This is a genomic window from Neoroseomonas eburnea, assembly GCF_018129005.1.
Taxonomy (GTDB): Bacteria; Pseudomonadota; Alphaproteobacteria; order Acetobacterales; family Acetobacteraceae; genus Neoroseomonas; species Neoroseomonas eburnea.
The window spans coordinates 1-15,661 of the sequence record NZ_JAAEDL010000041.1; the positions used below are offsets into that span (position 1 = coordinate 1).

Genomic DNA, 15,661 nt, shown 5'->3' on the forward strand with positions numbered 1-15,661 from the left:
CAGCGCCTGGCGCCGGCGCCCGCGCCGCGGCCGGTGGCATCGCCGGCGCCGCAGCCCGTCGCGGCCGCCGCCCCGGTGGTGCGGAGCTTCCCGGCGGCCCGCCCGCGCTTCGGCACGCGCGCGTGCTGCTGGCCGATCGGCGAGCCCGGCACCAGCGGCTTCCGCTTCTGCGGCGGCGAGCCGATGGCCGGCAAGCCCTATTGCATGGAGCACGCGGCGCTGGCTTACGTGAAGCCGCGGGACCGTCGCGAGGACGCGGCGTAGGCATCGGCGGGCGGCGGCAGCTAGGCCGCCGTGCCTTCCTGGTCATCGGCGAAGCGCCGCCGGCAGCCGTCGGCATGTTGCGGGCCGCCTTCTTCGCGGCCCCGGCCGGGCCTTGGGGTCTGGCCGTGTGTTGCGCCCATGCCAGCGGCAGCTATTCGCGACCACTGGTATCCGCCACTTCATGCCCTCGGACGCCGGGCGCAAACCTGCGGTTTGCTTGGCTTCGCCGGACTGCCGGCGGGCCGCATTCCCGATCCCCGGCCATGTTGCAAGGCAAGGTGACCGGGTGCCCGTCGCGGCCTCGGCACGAGGCAAGAGCTCATGCCGCTCGTATCAATCCGTGGTGGCGCGGCGGGCGTCCGGCTGGCCGCGCGTCCTGCGCCACCCTGGCACGACAGCCCTGCCCGCGCCGCATTTTGGCGCGCCGAAGCCCGCGATGACGCCTTCCGCCAGCCGCACATTGCGGCGATGCTGCGCTGATCATGCATTCGCGCCTGGCCGGGGTGGCGCTGCAGCTGGCAGCGCTGGCGACCTTCGTCGCCATGGACACGATCATCAAGCTGCTGACCGCAGGCTTTGCCGTCCCGCAGGTGATGTGGGCGCGCTTCCTGTTCGGCTTCCTCACCGTCGCCCTCGCGCTGCGCATCGTCACCGGCCAGGTGCCCTGGCGGTCCCGCGCACCGGGGCTGCAGACGCTGCGCAGCCTGACGCTGGCAGCCTGCAACTGGCTCTTCACCAATGCGCTGGTGCACATCCCGCTGGCGGACGCGACAGCGGTGGGCTTCGCCTCGCCGCTCTTCACCGTGGCGCTCGCCGCCGTCTGGCTGAAGGAACGCGTCGGCTGGCGGCGCTGGGCGGGGGTGGTGATCGGACTCGCCGGCGTCGTCGTGCTGCTGCGTCCGACCTTCCTCTTCGGCGGCCAGCCGGTGCACTGGGCGATGTTCCTGCCCCTCGGCACCGCTGCGCTCTTCGCCGTATATCAGATCCTGACGCGCAAGCTCGCCGGTGTGGACGACCCGCGCACCACCATCCTGCATACCAGCTTCGCCGCCTCGATCGTCACCTCCGCCAGCATGCCCTTCGAATGGACCTGGCCCTCCGCAGAAGGATGGGGGGCCTTCGTGCTGCTCGGCGTGCTGGGCGGGCTGGGGCATGGGCTGCTGGTGATGGCCTTCGCCCGCGCGCCCGCCAGCCTGCTCGCGCCCATGTCCTACACCCAGATGATCTGGGCGGTGCTCGCCGGGCTGCTGATCTTCGGCGACGCGCCGGATGCGCTGACCATCGTCGGCATGGCGGTGATCGCCACCGGCGGCGTACTGGTGGCCCTGCCGGACCGGTCCCGCCGCGTACCATGACGTCGAGGCGCTTGCGCCGCCGCCCCCGGTGGTCTAGCGAAGTCCCCCGCGCGGGAACGCCCTTCGGCACCGGGCGACTCGCGGCTCCTTCGCGCCGGGCCGTGCATGAGGGATGCGATGGCTGACATTGGAATGGCCAAGGGGGCCGAGGAACGCGGCCACGCACGCGCGGCGCTGGACGCCGACAGCGTGCGGGAGGCCTACCGCCGCTGGGCGGGGGTCTATGACACCGTGTTCGGCGGCGTCTCGGGCTTTGGCCGCCGGCGCGCCGTCGCCGCGGTCAACCGCCTGGCGGGTCCGAACGTGCTGGAAGTGGGGGTCGGCACCGGCCTCGCCCTGCCCCAGTACCGGCGGGACCTGCAGGTGGTCGGCATCGACCTGTCGCGACACATGCTGGACATCGCCAGGCAACGCGTCGCCTCCGAGCGGCTGACCAATGTCCGCGGCCTGCTCGAAATGGACGCCGAGCGCATGGCCTTCGCCGACGGGGCCTTCGACATCGCGGTGGCGATGTTCACCGCCTCGGTCGTGCCGGATGCGCGGCGTCTCTTCGCCGAGATGTCGCGGGTGGTGCGGCCCGGCGGGCATCTGCTCTTCGTCAACCACTTCGCCGCGGAGGGCGGGCCGCGCTGGTGGGTGGAACGCGCCATGGCACCGCTCTCCCGCCGCCTCGGCTGGCACCCGGATTTCGCGCTGCGCGACCTGCTGGACCCGGAGACGACGCGGGTGGACAGCATCGAACCCTGCCCGCCGGCCGGCATCTTCACCCTGGTGACGCTGCGCAACCCTGTGGCCGAGACCCGGGCGCTCGCCGCGGAATAGGGCGGCGCGCCGGAAGCGGCGCGCGATCATGCGGCGATCAAGGAACCGGAGAGGGGCTTTGCCCCCCTCCGGACCTCACCCCACCAAAGGCCGAAAGGCCTTTGGAAGCCGTCACTTGGTGTCGGGCAGGGCAGGAGTTCCGCGGCGACGAAGGATGCGCCGCGCCGAGAGCCCGGGATTCCTTCCGCGCGCCGTGCCCTCAGACGCCTGGCGCAAACCTCCGGCTTGCTTGGCTTCGCCGGACTGCCGGCGGGCCGCATTCGCGGCCTCGGCACGAGTCAAGAACTCGTGCCGCTCGTATCCATGTGTCGGTGGGTCCAGGGTGCCCTGCACCCTGGCGGGGTGAGGTTTGGAGAGGGGCAGAGCCCCTCTCCGACCAGTAGCGTGACAAGCTTCGCGCGCAAGGGGCGCCGCCCCTGGTCACGCCCCGCGCGGCGCGAGCAGGACCACCGCCGCGCCCGCGATGCACAGCGCCGCGCCGATCGCATCCCAGCGGTCCGGCCGCAGCCCTTCCACACCCCACATCCAGGCGAGTGACGCCGCGATGTAGACGCCACCATAGGCCGCGAAGGCGCGCCCGGCGGCCGGCGTCTCGACGCGCGTCAGCAGCCAGGCGAAAGCCACCAGCAGCGCGACACCCGGCACCAGCCACCAGGCGCTGCGGCCGAGCCGCACCACCGCCCAGACGGCGAAACAGCCGCCGATCTCCGCGGCGGCGGCGAGCGCATAGAATGTGCCGACCTGGAACACGCCGCGACGTCAGTCGATGGTCTCGAGCAGCTCGCACAGCGTCGCGCAGCGCGGCGCCAGGTCCTGCCAGAGGATGTGCTCGAAAGGCGCATGCGCGCCCGCGCCGGTGCAGCCGAGGCCATCGAGCGTCGGCACGCCGATCGCCGCGGTGAAGTTGCCGTCCGATCCGCCGCCGCGGTGCTGCTTCGGCAGGTCGTAGCCGTTGCGCGCCGCGATGCCGCGCGCCATGCCGTAGAGCGCCGCGATCTCCGGCGTCTCGACCATCGGCGGGCGGTTCATGCCGCCCTCCACCTCGATGCGGATGCCGTCGGCCTCGCCCGCCATGGCATGGATGATGCGCTCGATGCGCTCGCCCTCGGGAATGCTGGTCACGCGGCAGTCGATCTCGCAGCCCGCCTCGGGCGGCACCACGTTCGGGCGCGTGCCGCCCCAGATCGGCGCGACGTTGGTCGTCGTGCCGCCGGCGAGGTCGGTCAGCGCATGCACCTCGAGGATCTTCTTCGCCAGCGCCACCACCGCGCTGCGCCCGTCCTGCCAGTTGCCGCCGGCATGGGCCGAGACGCCGTGCACCTTCATCACGAAGCGGCCGACGCCCTTGCGCGCCGTCACGCAGGCGCCGCCCGCGCCGGCCGGCTCGGGGATCAGTACCGCGCGCGCCCCCGTCGCGGCGCGCTCGATCGGCGCGCGGGAGGTCGGGCTGCCGACCTCCTCGTCCGGCGTCAGCAGCAGGATGATCGGGCGCTTCGTCTTGATCTTCTGGCGCAGGATCTCGCGCACGGAATGGAAGGCGAAGAAGGAACCCGCCTTCATGTCGTAGATGCCCGGCCCATGCGCCTTCGCCCCGTCCACCTTCCAGGGCATGGAGGTCGCAAGCGTGCCGTGGTCCCACACCGTGTCGAGGTGCCCGGCGACCACCACCGGGGCGCCCTCGCCCGGCGTGCGGGCGATCAGCGTGTCCCCGTAGCCGCCGCGGCCCGGGATGCGCTCCAGCGCCGCGCCGACCGCGGCGAGCTCCGCCTCCGCCTTGCCGATCAGGCCGTTCACCGCGGCCGGGTCCGTGGTCGGCGTCTCGTGCTCGACCCAGGTGCGGAGTTCCTGGAGCAGGCGTTCGGAGGAGCCGATCTCGGTCTGCGGCATGGAAGGTGTCCTCGTGCTGGGAAGCCCCGGCTTCTGGCAGGGGGGTTTTCCCTTGTCCATCCTCGGCCGGGCCGGTAACGACCGTCCCGCAGCGCACAACGGGGATCCCGCCTCCCATGCCCGAAAGCTACTGTTTCGAGGATCTCTCGGTCGGTCTGACCGCGAAATTCTCCAAGACGATCACCGAGGCCGACATCGTCCTCTTCGCCGCCGTCACCGGCGACACCAACCCGATGCACCTCGACGCCGAATACGCCGCGACCTCGATCTTCAAGGAGCGCATCGCCCACGGCATGCTGGCGGCCGGCCTGATCACCAAGGTGCTCGGCACGCAGCTTCCCGGCCCGGGCACCATCTACATGTCGCAGACGCTGAAGTTCCGCGCCCCGGTGCGCATCGGCGAAACCGTGACCGCCACGGTCGAAGTGGCCGCCCTGCACCCCGAGAAGCACCGCGCCACGCTGCGCACCGTCTGCACCGTGAAGGGAGAGCCCGTGCTGGAAGGTGAGGCCTATGTCTCGGTCCCCTCCCGCGCCATCCAGGCCGCCAAGGCGGCGGAATAGGACATGCGTCGCATCTGTGTCTTCTGCGGCTCCGCCATCGGCGCGCGGCCGGAATACCGCGCGGCGGCGGAAGCACTCGGCCGCGCCATCGCGGCGCGCGGCATGGGCCTGGTCTTCGGCGGCGGGGCGGTCGGTCTGATGGGCACGGTCTCCGACGCGGCGCTGGCTGCCGGCGCGCCGGTCACCGGCATCATCCCGCATGGGCTGGTGGCGCGGGAAGCCGCCAACGGCAAGATCAAGGACCTCCGCGTCGTCGCCTCCATGCACGAGCGCAAGGCCATGATGGCCGAGATGTCGGACGGCTTCGTCGTGCTGCCCGGCGGCTACGGCACCCTCGAGGAAGTGGTCGAGGCGCTGACCTGGCTGCAACTCGGCATCCACCGCAAGGGCGTGGTCTTCGTCGATACGCTTGGCTACTGGCAGCGTCTGATGGGCATGCTCGACCACATGATGGCGGAAGGCTTCCTCAAGCCGGAGATGCGCGCCACGGCGCTGCTGGCGCCGGACCCGGAGGCGGCACTGGACGCGCTCGACGGCTTCACGCCGCCGGACGTGCCGCGCTGGCTGAGGCCGGGCGAGGAATGAGCGCGAGCGCCCGGGGGGAGAAGGGAACTTCTCCCCCCGTACCCCCCTCAACCTTCCTTGGCACTTGGGGACTGACCGCCGAAGTCAGTTCCCAGGTGCCAAAGAAGGGAGGGGGCTCGGGGGAGGTTCACCCTCCCCCGACCTTCAGGCGAAAGCCATGATCATCAACTCCTGGCACCACATCCCGCGCGAGGCCCGCGGCGCGACCGTGGCCCTCGGCAATTTCGACGGCGTCCACATCGGCCATGTCGCCGTGCTGCGTGCCGCCCATGCCGCGCGTCCTGACCTGCCGATCGCCGCGCTCACCTTCGAGCCCCATCCGCGCGAGCATTTCCGCCCCGACGACCCGCCCTTCCGGCTCACGCTGCTGCCCGCCAAGGCCGCCGCCCTCGTGGCCGCCGGTGCATCCTTCGTCTTCGCGCTGCCCTTCGACGACGCTTTCGCGGCGATGACCGCCGAGGAATTCGTCGAGCAGGTGCTGCATCGCGGCCTCGGCGCGAAGCACCTGGCCTGCGGCCCGGATTTCGCCTTCGGCCACCGCCGCGGCGGCGATGTCGCCTTCCTGTCGCGGGAGGCTGAGAAGCGCGGCATGGGCCTGTCCATCGTGCCGCCCGTGCAGCATGGCGGGGAGGCGGTCTCCTCCACCCGCATCCGCCGCCTGCTGCAGGACGGCTACCCCGACCGCGCGGCGGAGAAGCTCGGCCGCCCGTGGGAGATCCGCGGCACGGTGGTGCATGGCGACAAGCTCGGCCGGGTGCTCGGCTGGCCGACGGCGAATCTCTGGATCGGCCGGCACCTCGAACCCGCGCGCGGCGTCTATGCGGTGACGGTCGCCCTGCCCGACGGGCGGGAGGCGAAGGGCGTGGCGAATGTCGGCCGCCGGCCGACCCTCGGTGGCGACCCCGAGACGCGGCTTGAGACCTTCATCTTCGACTTCGAGGGCGACCTCTACGGCCAGGAGATCGGCGTCCGCCTGGTCCATTTCCTGCGACCGGATGCGAAGTTCGCAGGGCTCGAGGAACTCAAGGCCGCGATCGCGGAAGACGTGGAACAGGCCCGCGCCGCCCTGGGCTGAACCTCCCGCGGATCTGCCCGGGAGGCGCCCCGGTCGTAACGGACGCGAAGCGTTTCATCGCCCTCGGGGCCGAAATGCCCGCAACCTACGATCACGGTCCGCACTCCGCGGACAGGACAGCGGAGGAGGAAGCTCCCGATGAACTGGGACTCTGTGCAGCGTACGGCGCGTGACGCCGGCTACATCGTCTACGCGATGGACCAGTCGCAGACCGATGCGATGACCATGCCCGGACCCTGGGGAAATGCCTATTCCGGCTACTGCATGGGCATGGCGGTCCGCTGGATCTGGCTGCGCTACCAGGGGCGCGACTTCCCCTACAATAGCTCAACCAAGGTCTATGCCGAGACGGACTGGCGCGCGACGGCCATCCAGAACATCTACGAGGATGAGGACAAGTCCAACTACGCGGAGCACTGGGAGAAATCGACCGGTGCCTACCACATGACGATCAGCGAAGGGCTCCAGCTCACCCGGATGAACCGGCCGAGCGGCGCCTTCGTCAACCTGATGCTGACGCGCTCCGAGGGCTGCTACGGGATCAGCCTGAAGCGCGAGGGCGGCGGCCACGCCATCGCCGCGCAGAACGAAGGCGGCAAGACCTTCCGCCTGTTCGACGCGAATTACGGGCACTTCGTCGCCTCCGGCGCCGATACCTTCAAGGACTTCCTCGACTGGTACTTCCAGGCGACGGGCTACGAGGAACGCTACAAGAAGGCGACCTTCATCTGCGGAGTGAACGCGCCGCAGTAGAAGGTCCGCGGGCGATATCGCCCGCGCCGCGCCGGGCGGCGAGGATTTGGCGCGAACTTGAAAGGAACGTGATCCGCCTCAATGACATTTCGTACCCGGATGTAGTCTTCTCGCACCGACTCATCGCGGGCGCGGCGGAGACGCCGGCGGGACCGCCCTGTCCCGCCGCCTCTCCGTCCCGCCGCGAGGCCAGGTCCGAGAGGAGCTTCGCCATGACGTCGCACCGCCTCGCCGTCGCCCTGATCGCTTCGGTGGCTGCCGCACCGGCCCGCGCGGAGGTTCCTGCCACGGCGCTCGACCTGATCTGGGTGACACCCTCGGCCGCGGGCGGCGCGACCCTCGACTGCGCGCGGCTGCTGGCGCTGGAGGTCCCGCTCGACTGGCTGCCCGGCGACGCCGCGGCGGTGATGCTGAGCAACGGCCCCGAGGACGAGACCGCGGCGGCACGACTCAACGCGGCGCTGCTCGCGGAGGAAACCGCCGTGCTGCACGTCGTCTTCGGCCGCGCCGGCGGCATCGGGAACTGCGCCGCCGCCGCGCCCGGGCCGGTGGCCGAGGTGCTGGGCGCGCTGGAGGCGCTGAAGCTCCAGGTCAACGCAGGGGTGGTGGTGGCGATCGGTCTCGGCGCTGCCGGCAGCGCGGCGTTGGAGGCGGTGGAACCGGGAGTGACCGCGCGTCATCTCGGCGAGGACGGCCCGCGCCTGGCCGCGGCAATCGCGCTGGACGGGGAGAGGCGCGCGGTATTTCGCGCCGGGCTGCGCCCCGCCGTCAGGGAGGGCTGGGCGGCACGGGTCCCGTATCTCTGCGCCGCGCTCGCTCCGCTCGCCGGGCCGGGCGGGGCGGAAGCCTGCGTGGCGGAGCTGCAGGGGGAAACGCCGGTCGCTTCCCTGCGCCCGCGCCGCTGAACCGCGCCGGGCGCGCTTGACGCCCTGGTGCCGCCCTCCCCATAAGCCTGCCATGGCCTGGGACGCGCCTGCGCGAATTACCGTCCCGGTCCTCGACTGAGGGCCGGGTTTCTCCGCGCGACCTCCCCATGACCCGCCGCCAGACCCGGAAGCCCCCGCGGCCGGCGGCCCGAGACAGGCACCGATGACCGACAGCCCCGCCGAGGCCCGCGACTACCGCGGCACCGTTTTCCTGCCCAAGACCCCCTTCCCGATGCGCGGCGACCTGCCGAAGCGCGAGCCCGCCATGCTCGAACGCTGGGCGCGGCTCGGCCTGTGGGAGAGGCTGCGGAAGCAATCCAAGGGCCGCGACACCTTCGTGCTGCATGACGGCCCGCCCTATGCCAACGGCAACCTCCATATCGGGCACGCGCTGAACAAGATCCTGAAGGACGTGATCAACCGCGCCGCGCAGATGGCCGGGCACGATGCGAACTACGTCCCGGGCTGGGACTGCCACGGCCTGCCGATCGAATGGAAGGTCGAGGAGGAATACCGCGCCAAGGGCCGCGACAAGGATGCGGTGCCGGTGCTCGACTTCCGCGCCGAATGCCGCGCCTATGCGACGCATTGGCTCGGCGTGCAGAGCGCGGAGTTCCAGCGCCTCGGCGTCGCCGGCGACTGGGCCGACCGCTACGCGACGATGGATTTCGAGAGCGAGGCGAAGATCGCCGGCGAGATCGGCAAGTTCCTGCTCAACGGCTCGCTCTATCGCGGGTTGCGGCCGGTGATGTGGAGCCCGGTCGAGAAGACCGCGCTCGCCGAAGCCGAGATCGAGTACCACGACCACGTCTCGCCGACGCTGCACGCGAAGTTCCGCGTACTCAAGGCGAAGGCGGAGGATCTCGTCGGCGCCGACGTGGTGATCTGGACCACCACGCCCTGGACCATGCCGGGCAACCGCGCCGTGGCCTATGGCGAGGAGATCGACTACGCGCTGGTGCATGTGGAGGGCGTGGCCGAGACGTCGCTGCTGAAGGTCGGCGATCGCCTTCTCGTCGCGCTGCCGCTGCTTCCGGGCTTCGAGAAGGAAGCCGGCATCGGCCCGCACACGATCAAGCGGGTGCTGAAGGGAGCGGAACTCGAAGGCGTGATCGCCGCGCACCCGCTGCGCGGCGCCGGCTACGACTTCGACGTGCCGCTGCTGCCGGGTGATTTCGTCACCACCGAAGCCGGCACCGGCTTCGTGCACATCGCGCCCGGCCATGGCGAGGACGATTTCAACCTTGGCCGCCAGTTCGGCCTGCCGATCCCGGAAACCGTCAACGACGACGGCACCTTCACCCGGCACGCGCCGGGCTTCGAAGGGCTGCATGTCTTCAAGGCGCACACCGCGATCTACGAGGCGATGCGCGCCGCCGGCACGCTGGCGGCGACGGGGAAGCTGACGCATTCCTACCCGCATTCCTGGCGGTCCAAGAAGCCGGTGATCTTCCGCGCCACACCGCAATGGTTCATCGCGATGGACAAGCCGCTCGCCTTCGGCGAGACGGACGACGCCACCACCATCCGCGCCAAGGCGCGCGAGGAGATCGCGAAGACCCGCTTCGTGCCGGATGCGGGCCGCAACCGGCTCGATTCCATGATCGCCGCGCGGCCCGACTGGTGCATCAGCCGCCAACGCGCCTGGGGCGTGCCGATCCCGATCTTCGTGTCCAAGCAGTCCGGCGAGCCGCTGCGCGATCCGGCCATCATCGGGCGCGTGGTCGAGGCCTTCCGCACCGAAGGTGCGGATGCCTGGTACAAGCCGGGCGCAGCCGAGCGTTTCCTCGGCCCGGATCGCGACCCGAAGCTCTATGAACAGGTGATGGACATCGTCGATGTGTGGTTCGAGTCCGGCTCGACCCACGCCTTCGTCCTGCCGCCGCGTGGGCTGCCCTTCCCGGCGGACCTGTATCTGGAAGGATCGGACCAGCATCGCGGCTGGTTCCATTCCTCGCTGCTGGAAAGCGTGGGGACCAACGGCGTCGCGCCGTTCAAGGCGGTGCTGACGCATGGCTTCGTCCTGGATGAGCAGGGACGAAAAATGTCGAAGTCGCTGGGGAACGTGACCGCGCCCCAGGATGTGATGAAGCAGTACGGCGCGGACATCCTGCGCCTGTGGGTGATGAATTCCGACACCGCGCTCGACCTGCGCATCGGGCCGGAGATCCTGAAGCAGCAGGCGGAGCTCTATCGCCGCATCCGCAATACGCTGCGCTGGCTGCTCGGCAGCCTCGACGGCTTCTCCGAGGAGGAGATCGTCCCCTATGCGGAATTGCCGGAACTCGAACGCTGGGTGCTGCACCGGCTGACGGAACTCGATGCGCGCATCCGCGCCGCCGCCGATCCGGAGTCCGCCGACCGCTTCGCCTGGACCGGCGTCTATCCCGAGATCCACAATTTCTGCGCGACGGACCTTTCGGCCTTCTACTTCGACATCCGCAAGGACGCGCTCTATTGCGACCGGCCGGACAGCCTGCGCCGGCGCGCCGCGCGCACGGTGCTGGACGTGCTGCATCGCTGCCTCTGCACCTGGCTCGCCCCGGTGCTCGCCTTCACGGCGGAGGAAGCCTGGCTCGCCCGTTTCCCCGACGAGGAGGGGAGCGTGCATCTGCTCGACTTCCACTTCGTCCCCGCGGGGTGGCGGGATGAGGCGCTCGCCGCGAAGTGGGCGCGCGTGCGCGAACTGCGCGGCGTGGTGACGGCGGAGCTCGAGAAGGCCCGCGTCGCCGGCACGATCGGATCGAGCCTGCAGGCCGCGCCGGTGCTGGCCGTGCCGGCCGCCGACGCCGCGTTGCTGCCCGAGGAGGCCTGGGCGGAAATCTGCATCACCTCCGGCTTCGCGCTGGCGCAGGCCGAGGCTCCGGAGGCCGCCTTCCGCGCCGCCCCCGGCGCGAAATGCGCCCGCTGCTGGCGCGTGCTCCCCGAGGTCGGCCGTTCCGCGAAGCACCCGGGCCTTTGCCTGCGCTGCGAGGATGCCGTGGAGTCCCTCTCGTGACGGCGGGGTCCGGGGTGGTCCGGCCACCCCGGCGGGGGTGCGGGGGCGGCGCCCCCGCGTCACCTGTGCATATGGTCCGGCCATCCCGGTGGCTCGGGGTCCTATCGCAGATGCAGGCACTTGCGACGGGTTGCCGGCGCGGCGGCGGTGCCCCCGCATGAGTCTCCGCCTCGGCCTGCCGGTTGCCGCCGGCATCCTGGTTGCCGACCAGGTCAGCAAATGGTGGATCCTCGAGGTCGCCCGCCTGCCCGAGGTCGGGCAGATCCCGCTGCTTGCCGCCGGCCCCTTCGGCCTGGACCTGACCATGGTCTGGAATCGCGGCGTGACCTTCGGCCTGCTGGCAAGCGACGGGGCCTGGAGTCACCTGCTCCTGGCCCTGCTGGCCCTTGTCATCGCCGTCTTCCTGCTGCGCTGGATGGCGCGGGCGGAGAATCGCCCGACCGCCGTGGCGCTGGGTGCCGTGGTGGGCGGCGCGGTCGGCAATGTCATCGACCGCGTTCGTTTCGGAGCCGTTGTGGACTTCGTCGATGCCCATGGCTGGGGCTGGCATTGGTATGTGTTCAATGTGGCGGACGCGGCAATCGTCTGTGGCGTGATCGCCCTGGTCGCGGATGCCTTGTTCCGGCCCAAGCCCGGGCTTAAGGAAGGCTCATGAGGACGCGCCCCATCCCCCCGCTGGCCGCTGTCGCGGCTGCCGTTCTGCTGTCCGCCTGCGGCCAGGACACGGGCCGCACGCTTGGCCTGGTGCGCGACGCGCCGGACGAGTTCCAGGTGACCACCCGCGCGCCGCTGTCCATGCCGCCGGACATGACGACGCTGCCGACGCCGCGCCCCGGCGCGCCGCGCCCGCAGGAACGCACTGCCCGCGGCCAGGCCGAGGCGCTGCTGGTGCCCGGCCTGTCGCTCGACGATCCGCGCCGCGCCCCTGGCCAGCGCGTGACGGTAGGCGAGGCCGCGCTGATCCAGCGCGCCGGCCCCGATGCGCCCGAGGACATCCGCCGGCGGGTGGACGAGGAGAGCCTGCGGCTCGACCAGCCGAACCGGACCCTGACCGACCGGCTGATCTTCTGGCGCGAACCGCCGCCGCCCGGCACTGCGGTGGACCCGACGCGGGAGGCGCAGCGCCTGCGCGAGAATGCGGCGCTCGGCCGTGACGAAGCCGCCGGCGTGACCCCGGTGGAGCAGCCGCGCCGCCGGACCTTTTGGGAACGGCTGGGTCTCTGACGGGGGGCTTCCGAGAGCGGCGCTGCCCCTCTCGGGCTCTCAGGCCTTTGGAAGCCGATACTTGAGTCGCCGCGGGTGCAGGGGACCGTGTCCCCTGCCGGGGGAGCTCGAGGGGGCAGGCCCCCCTCGATCCGCCCTCCCCCGGGGCGGCGCCTTGCCGTTCCCATACGCTTCGGTAAGGCCGCTTCCCCCGGCCAGGGTCCGGGCCCATCTTGAAGGCATGCCCATGATGACCCGCCGAACCACCATCGCTGCCGCCGCGGCGCTCGCGGCCGCCGCTCCCGCCGCCCGCGCCCAGGCCCAGGCGGCTGCATCCGGCCCGGCGGAGCGCCCCCTCTTCGGCGCCGCGCAATGGCGGCTCGCCAATGGGCTGGAGGTCGTCTTCGTCGAGAACCGCCGCGCGCCGGTGGTCGCTCAGTACCTCTTCTACGCCGCCGGCGGGGCGGAGGATCCGGCGGGCCGGTCCGGCGTCGCCCATTTCCTCGAGCACATGATGTTCAAGGGCAGCCCCAACGTGCCGAGCGGCGAGCTCTCCCGCCGCGTCGCGCGGGAAGGCGGCAACGACAACGCCTTTACCTCCCGCGACGTCACCGCCTACTACCAGCAGGTCGAGGCCTCCCGCCTGCCGATGATCATGGCGATGGAGGCGGATCGCTTCGCCGCCGCGCTCATCCCGGCCGACCAGCTCGAAAGCGAGCGCCGCGTCGTGCTGGAGGAACGCCGCCAGCGCACCGACAGTTCCGCCCGCGCCCGCTTCCAGGAAGCCTTCCGCGCTGCCCTCTGGGGCCCGCAGACCTGGCCCGGCCGCCCGATCATCGGCTGGGAGGACGAGATCCGCGCCATCACGCGCGACGATATCACCGGCTTCCATGCCCGCTTCTACGCGCCCGCCAACGCCACGCTCGTCGTCGCCGGCGCGGTGGCCGAGGCCGAGCTGCGCGCCCTCGCCGAGGAACACTACGGCAAGGTCCCCCCCCGCGCCGCCGCGACCCGCGACCGCGCCCGCGCGCCCGAGGCGCCGCACGAACCGCGCCTCATCCGCCGCGAACCGACGGCGCGCGAGGCCCTGTTCCTTCGCGCCTGGATGGCGCCGAGCCTGACAGCCGGGGAAACCCGCCACGCCCTGCCGCTCGAGGCGCTGGCCCATCTGCTCGGCGGCGGCCAGGGCAGCCGGCTGCATGCCGCGCTGGTGGAAACCGGCCTCGCCGTCTCGGCCGGTGCCGGCTACGACGGTGAGGCGGCCGGCGAGACGGAATTCACCATCTGGGCCGTGCCCCGCCGCGGCGTGACGCCCGAACGGCTGGAACAGGAAGCCGCCGCCGTCGTCGCCCGCCTGCTGCAGGACGGTCCGACCGAGGAGGAGGTGGCGCGCTCGACCCGCCAGCTTTCGGCCGGTGCGCTGCTGTCGCTCGACAGCTTCGGCGCGGCGCCGCGCATGCTGGGCGGCGTGCTCGCCATCGGCCTGCCCGCCGAGGTGGTGGAGTTCTGGCCCGCGCGGCTGCGCGCCGTGACCAGGCCGCAGGTGGCCGCGGCGGCGCGCGCGGTGCTCGGCCGTGATGCCGATACGGTCGGCTGGCTCCTGCCCGAGGCGGCCTGATCCCATGAGCAACGGCTTCACCCTGCCGATCCGCGTCGTCGAGGCGGATGGCCTCTCCGCCTGGCTGGTCGAAGACCATACGGTCCCGGTCGTCTCGATCTCCTGGTCCTGGGCCGGCGGCGCGGCGCGCGACGCGGCCGGGCAGGAAGGCACCGCCGCCATGGCCGCGGCGCTGCTGACCGAAGGCGCGGGGGAGCTCCGCGCGCTCGCCTTCGCCGATGCGCTGCGCGATGCGGCGATCGGGCTCAACTTCTCCGCCGGGCGCGACGCCTTCGAGGGTGGCTTCCGCTGCCTGACCGATGCGCTGCCCGAGGCGCTGCGCCTCGCGCGGCTGGCGATGACCGCGCCGCGCTTCGATGCGGATGCGGTGGAACGCGTGCGGGCGCGGGCGATCGCCGGGGCGCGGCAGGCGCTGGAAACCCCACGTGGCCAGGCCGGCCGCGCCTTCTGGGCCTCGGCCTTCCCGGGGCATCCGGCCGGGCGGCCGGCCACCGGCACGGCGGAAAGCCTGGCTGCGGTGCCGGTCGAGGCGATGCGCGCGACACTCGCCGCGCAGATGCGGCGGGACGGGCTGCTGATCGCGGCGTCCGGTGCGATCCGGCCGGCGGAACTCGCCGCGCTGCTGCCGGCGCTGTTCGGCGGCCTGCCGGCCGGCGCGCCGGAAGCCCCGCCCACGCTACCGCCCTTCACCGCCTTCGGGCGCCAGGTGGTGCTGGTGGCGAGCCCGCAGTCGCAGGTGGTGCTCGGCCAGCCCGGCATCGCGCCGAACGACCCGGACTGGGAAGCGGCGCAGGTGGTGCTGCGCATCCTCGGCGGCGGCGGCTTTTCGTCGCGCCTGATGGAGGCGGTCCGCGTGCAGCGCGGGCTGACCTACGGCATCGGCGTCGGGCTCGAGACGATGTTCGGCGGCGGCGTGGTGACCTGCGCCTTCGCCACCGAGAACGCCAAGGTGGCCGAGGCGCTGCAGGTGACCCGCGGCGTGTGGTCCGACCTCGCGCAACACGGCCCGACGCAGGCGGAGCTGGAGGAGGCGGTGGCCTACCTCACCGGCTCCCTGCCGCTGCAGTTCACCGACAGCCGGCGCATCGCCGGCACGCTGCTGGCGATGCGGCGCAACCGGCGGGCGCTGGATTGGCTCGACGGGCGCAACGCGCGGCTGCGCGCCATCACGCGGGACGGCGCGGCGCGCGTCGCTTCGGCGATCCTGAAGCCGCAGGACCTGGCCGTGACCGTGGCCGGGCAGCCGGAAGGGATGTAGGGCGCGACCGCCTTCGTCCGGTTCGCTGCGGCGACTGTTCCGAGAGGGGCGCCGCCCCTCTCGGGCTCACCCCGCCAAAGGCTTAAGGCCTTTGGAAACCCATGCTTTGGTATCCGCGGGTGCAGGGGACCGTGTCCCCTGCTGGGGGAGCTTGAGGGGGCAACGCCCCCTCAATCGCCATCGGCCTTCCCGCACCTCAGGCGAGACCCACGATGGCGCGAGCGCCGCAGGTCCGGTGCAAAACCCCGGCTGTCCGCGACATGGCGCCTTCCCGGCCAGCCGGTCGATGTTCCGGAATCGATTCATCATCGTCCGGCAATGAGACTGACGGTGCCCTGCCGGACGCGCCGCCCC

The 15,661-nt window shown here is 71.8% G+C and carries 15 protein-coding genes; 13 read left to right on the forward strand and 2 right to left on the reverse strand.

Features of this window, described 5'->3' with window-relative positions; genetic code table 11:
• The 3 genes from GXW74_RS25090 to GXW74_RS25100 all read left to right on the forward strand — a co-directional run.
• Positions 1 to 264 (forward strand): GcrA family cell cycle regulator (locus GXW74_RS25090; RefSeq protein WP_272877358.1); only part of this gene is annotated, 264 nt, incomplete at its 5' end.
• Between the two features lie 482 nt (positions 265 to 746).
• The gene (locus tag GXW74_RS25095; protein WP_211849336.1) at positions 747 to 1,619 is read left to right on the forward strand and encodes a DMT family transporter; all 873 of its coding nucleotides are present in this window, start codon (positions 747 to 749) and stop codon (positions 1,617 to 1,619) included.
• A gap of 117 nt (positions 1,620 to 1,736) precedes the next feature.
• Positions 1,737 to 2,441 carry a class I SAM-dependent methyltransferase gene (locus tag GXW74_RS25100; protein WP_211849337.1) on the forward strand — a complete coding sequence of 235 codons (705 nt, stop codon included), beginning with the start codon at positions 1,737 to 1,739 and terminating at the stop codon, positions 2,439 to 2,441.
• A 420-nt stretch (positions 2,442 to 2,861) separates the two neighbouring features.
• Here the strand turns inward: GXW74_RS25100 and GXW74_RS25105 are convergent, their stop codons facing one another.
• Both GXW74_RS25105 and GXW74_RS25110 read right to left on the reverse strand, forming a co-directional pair.
• Positions 2,862 to 3,191 (reverse strand): YnfA family protein, encoded by a 330-nt coding sequence (locus tag GXW74_RS25105; protein ID WP_211849338.1) that lies wholly within the window; start codon positions 3,189 to 3,191, stop codon positions 2,862 to 2,864.
• Positions 3,192 to 3,200: 9 nt separating this feature from the next.
• Positions 3,201 to 4,328, reverse strand: a complete 1,128-nt coding sequence (locus tag GXW74_RS25110) for a M20 family metallopeptidase (protein ID WP_211849339.1) — start codon at positions 4,326 to 4,328, stop codon at positions 3,201 to 3,203.
• 116 nt (positions 4,329 to 4,444) lie between these two features.
• On the opposite strand from GXW74_RS25110, the gene GXW74_RS25115 reads away from it, so the two are divergent.
• From GXW74_RS25115 to GXW74_RS25160, 10 genes are all read left to right on the forward strand, one after another.
• Entirely contained in the window at positions 4,445 to 4,891 is a 447-nt protein-coding gene (locus GXW74_RS25115; protein WP_211849340.1) for a MaoC family dehydratase, read from the forward strand.
• Positions 4,892 to 4,894: 3 nt separating this feature from the next.
• Entirely contained in the window at positions 4,895 to 5,476 is a 582-nt protein-coding gene (locus GXW74_RS25120) for an LOG family protein (RefSeq protein WP_211849341.1), read from the forward strand.
• A 157-nt stretch (positions 5,477 to 5,633) separates the two neighbouring features.
• Positions 5,634 to 6,551 (forward strand): bifunctional riboflavin kinase/FAD synthetase, encoded by a 918-nt coding sequence (locus GXW74_RS25125; protein ID WP_211849342.1) that lies wholly within the window; start codon positions 5,634 to 5,636, stop codon positions 6,549 to 6,551.
• A gap of 138 nt (positions 6,552 to 6,689) precedes the next feature.
• Complete coding sequence (locus GXW74_RS25130) at positions 6,690 to 7,304, forward strand: YopT-type cysteine protease domain-containing protein (protein ID WP_211849343.1); 615 nt, start codon at positions 6,690 to 6,692, stop codon at positions 7,302 to 7,304.
• Positions 7,305 to 7,516: 212 nt separating this feature from the next.
• Positions 7,517 to 8,209, forward strand: coding sequence for a hypothetical protein (locus tag GXW74_RS25135; protein ID WP_211849344.1), 693 nt, complete (start codon positions 7,517 to 7,519; stop codon positions 8,207 to 8,209).
• Positions 8,210 to 8,393: 184 nt separating this feature from the next.
• On the forward strand, positions 8,394 to 11,228 hold the full coding sequence (gene ileS / locus GXW74_RS25140; RefSeq protein ID WP_211849345.1) for an isoleucine--tRNA ligase: 2,835 nt from the start codon (positions 8,394 to 8,396) through the stop codon (positions 11,226 to 11,228).
• Between the two features lie 157 nt (positions 11,229 to 11,385).
• Positions 11,386 to 11,883, forward strand: coding sequence for a signal peptidase II (gene lspA / locus GXW74_RS25145; RefSeq protein WP_211849346.1), 498 nt, complete (start codon positions 11,386 to 11,388; stop codon positions 11,881 to 11,883).
• Positions 11,880 to 12,452, forward strand: a complete 573-nt coding sequence (locus GXW74_RS25150; protein ID WP_211849347.1) for a DUF3035 domain-containing protein — start codon at positions 11,880 to 11,882, stop codon at positions 12,450 to 12,452. The genes lspA and GXW74_RS25150 overlap by 4 nt, the downstream gene beginning before the upstream one ends.
• A gap of 226 nt (positions 12,453 to 12,678) precedes the next feature.
• Complete coding sequence (locus tag GXW74_RS25155) at positions 12,679 to 14,049, forward strand: M16 family metallopeptidase (protein ID WP_246524108.1); 1,371 nt, start codon at positions 12,679 to 12,681, stop codon at positions 14,047 to 14,049.
• Between the two features lie 4 nt (positions 14,050 to 14,053).
• Positions 14,054 to 15,307, forward strand: coding sequence for a M16 family metallopeptidase (locus tag GXW74_RS25160; RefSeq protein WP_211849349.1), 1,254 nt, complete (start codon positions 14,054 to 14,056; stop codon positions 15,305 to 15,307).
• Positions 15,308 to 15,661 lie beyond the last annotated feature (354 nt).